Origin of the sequence: Xanthomonas sp. MUS 060 (assembly GCF_000963215.1) — a bacterium.
Taxonomy (GTDB): domain Bacteria; phylum Pseudomonadota; class Gammaproteobacteria; order Xanthomonadales; family Xanthomonadaceae; genus Xanthomonas_A.
The window spans coordinates 1-2,508 of record NZ_JZIM01000071.1 but is presented as its reverse complement, the minus strand read 5'-3'; the positions used below and the strand labels follow the sequence as shown (position 1 = coordinate 2,508).

Below are 2,508 nucleotides of genomic sequence, written 5' to 3'. Positions count from 1 at the left end.
GCCACCGGTGGATACTTGAACACCTTGCATAGCGAGCCGATTTTCACCTTGGTCAGATAGCGCTGATCGCCGGTGAAGGCGACGATGTAGCACTTGGCCGGCATTTTGTAGGTGTCGATGCTGGTGCCAAGTTTGTCGGCGGGATGGGTGATGCTCCAATGCTGGAATGCCGGCGTGTCGAAGAAATGCTGGATCTTGCCGAGCAGCGCGCGATAGTCCGAACCTGGCGGCTCATAGAGCAGTTGCCGGTACTTCACGTGCTGCCATTTCTGGGAGAAGTTCCACCACCACAGGAAATCCTGTGCGCTGACCAGACAGAGGGTAGGGAGCTTCCTCGGCGATTGGTGCGTAGCGTTGATAGAGCGCGGTACCGGTCTGCTCGTTTGCGGCGATGCTGCCGAACAGACGAGGCAGGACCATGGCATGTGGCTGTGCCAAGCTTTCAAACCCAAATCGCCGCGTGGCTTCTAACATGGGTAGGGAGCTTCCTCGGCGATTGGTGCGTAGCGTTGATAGAGCGCGGTACCGGTCTGCTCGTTTGCGGCGATGCTGCCGAACAGACGAGGCAGGACCATGGCATGTGGCTGTGCCAAGCTTTCAAACCCAAATCGCCGCGTGGCTTCTAACATCAGATCGGACCCGAATAACTGGTCACCGAGCTCTCCGGTGACTGACCACTACTTCGTCGTACAGCCCGACTTTGCCGACGGTGCGTTCGACGGACAGCCTACCGGCGATGTGGGCCTGGTAGAACCCAGGATTCTCACTACTTCGTCGTACAGCCCGACTTTGCCGACGGTGCGTTCGACGGACAGCCTACCGGCGATGTGGGCCTGGTAGAACCCAGGATTCTCGGCCGGCAATGCTGTGGCTCGACAGGTACACAGTGAGCCGGTCGAGTTCGTTGCCGGGCAACGCTTTGAGCAAAGCGACCAGCGCCACGGTCGAGTCGATCCCACCGGACCACATCACGTGCAGCCGCGCATGTGCATCGAGCAGTTCGTGCGCGCGGGCATCACAGCAGTGCGCGAAAGAGCTCTGCTGTGTTGTTGTCGCATCGGGTATCGGACAGCAGGCGTCAAAGCGCAGCAGATCGGGTTTACATGCAAGACAATGCTGTGGCTCGACAGGTACACAGTGAGCCGGTCGAGTTCGTTGCCGGGCAACGCTTTGAGCAAAGCGACCAGCGCCACGGTCGAGTCGATCCCACCGGACCACATCACGTGCAGCCGCGCATGTGCATCGAGCAGTTCGTGCGCGCGGGCATCACAGCAGTGCGCGAAAGAGCTCTGCTGTGTTGTTGTCGCATCGGGTATCGGACAGCAGGCGTCAAAGCGCAGCAGATCGGGTTTACATGCAAGACGGGAGGGAGGTTGTGAGGACACCTCCGATGACCTGGCGTAAACCGCTCGCGAACGGATTGCCCTGCACCAGATTGCGGGCGACCAGTAAGTCAGTCAGGTTGTGAGGACACCTCCGATGACCTGGCGTAAACCGCTCGCGAACGGATTGCCCTGCACCAGATTGCGGGCGACCAGTAAGTCAGTCATGGACGCCGTACCTCACGAACAGCGCATCCAGATCGTGGTGATCACGCGCGGCACAAACCCTCGCCAATGCATGTAGGCGGCGGACCTCGGACTGGACCAACGTGTCCTGTCGGTCGGCGTACTCCATCCGTACCCGCGTTGCAGCAGTGGCCAGCGTCGTGTTCCAGGCGCTGGCCATCGCGCTGAGCAGCGGTAACGCCTCGCCATCCCCATGATCGTCCAACTGCTGGCATTGGGCATGGGCGAGATCTAGTACCCGGTCCTGTAATGGCAACGTGCGTGAGGCGAACACAGTTCGTTGCGGTCGCAACGCCGCATGTATGCACTTGGTCCATCAGTAGCAACCGTCGGTAGTGGAAGCGGTAGTCGTGCAGATCCGGTGGTGCCGTTTCCACCACGTTGCTGCGTAGCCGATGTCGATACGGGGTGAGGTAGCTGAAGTCGTCCGGCACTTCTCCCCAGTGGTGGAAAGGTTCGTAACGCTCGTCTATCTCGCGGGCAAGATGTTGTCGGTCGATGTCGACGTAGTTGATGACTTGGTCCATCAGTAGCAACCGTCGGTAGTGGAAGCGGTAGTCGTGCAGATCCGGTGGTGCCGTTTCCACCACGTTGCTGCGTAGCCGATGTCGATACGGGGTGAGGTAGCTGAAGTCGTCCGGCACTTCTCCCCAGTGGTGGAAAGGTTCGTAACGCTCGTCTATCTCGCGGGCAAGANCTGTAATGGCAACGTGCGTGAGGCGAACACAGTTCGTTGCGGTCGCAACGCCGCTGGCATTGGGCATGGGCGAGATCTAGTACCCGGTCCTGTAATGGCAACGTGCGTGAGGCGAACACAGTTCGTTGCGGTCGCAACGCCGCATGGATGTGGTCCATCAGTAGCAACCGTCGGTAGTGGAAGCGGTAGTCGTGCAGATCCGGTGGTGCCGTTTCCACCACGTTGCTGCGTAGCCGATGTCGA

5 protein-coding genes are annotated in these 2,508 nt (G+C 59.8%); 1 reads left to right on the top strand and 4 read right to left on the bottom strand.

Features of this window, described 5'->3' with window-relative positions:
- Positions 1–257, bottom strand: a 257-nt coding sequence (locus XANALMUS060_RS16900; RefSeq protein WP_045739432.1) for a hypothetical protein, incomplete at its 3' end; no start/stop codon positions are given.
- Positions 232–474: a hypothetical protein gene (locus XANALMUS060_RS20320; RefSeq protein WP_152640605.1), complete on the bottom strand. Its 243-nt coding sequence runs from the start codon at positions 472–474 to the stop codon at positions 232–234. The genes XANALMUS060_RS16900 and XANALMUS060_RS20320, both read right to left, overlap by 26 nt.
- A gap of 192 nt (positions 475–666) precedes the next feature.
- On the opposite strand from XANALMUS060_RS20320, the gene XANALMUS060_RS20865 reads away from it, so the two are divergent.
- Positions 667–840: a hypothetical protein gene (locus XANALMUS060_RS20865; RefSeq protein WP_161795493.1), complete on the top strand. Its 174-nt coding sequence runs from the start codon at positions 667–669 to the stop codon at positions 838–840.
- A gap of 128 nt (positions 841–968) precedes the next feature.
- On the opposite strand, the gene XANALMUS060_RS20315 is transcribed toward XANALMUS060_RS20865, so the two are convergent.
- The gene (locus XANALMUS060_RS20315) at positions 969–1,385 is read right to left on the bottom strand and encodes a hypothetical protein (RefSeq protein ID WP_152640604.1); all 417 of its coding nucleotides are present in this window, start codon (positions 1,383–1,385) and stop codon (positions 969–971) included.
- A gap of 157 nt (positions 1,386–1,542) precedes the next feature.
- Positions 1,543–1,842 (bottom strand): hypothetical protein, encoded by a 300-nt coding sequence (locus XANALMUS060_RS16890; protein WP_045739430.1) that lies wholly within the window; start codon positions 1,840–1,842, stop codon positions 1,543–1,545.
- Positions 1,843–2,508 lie beyond the last annotated feature (666 nt).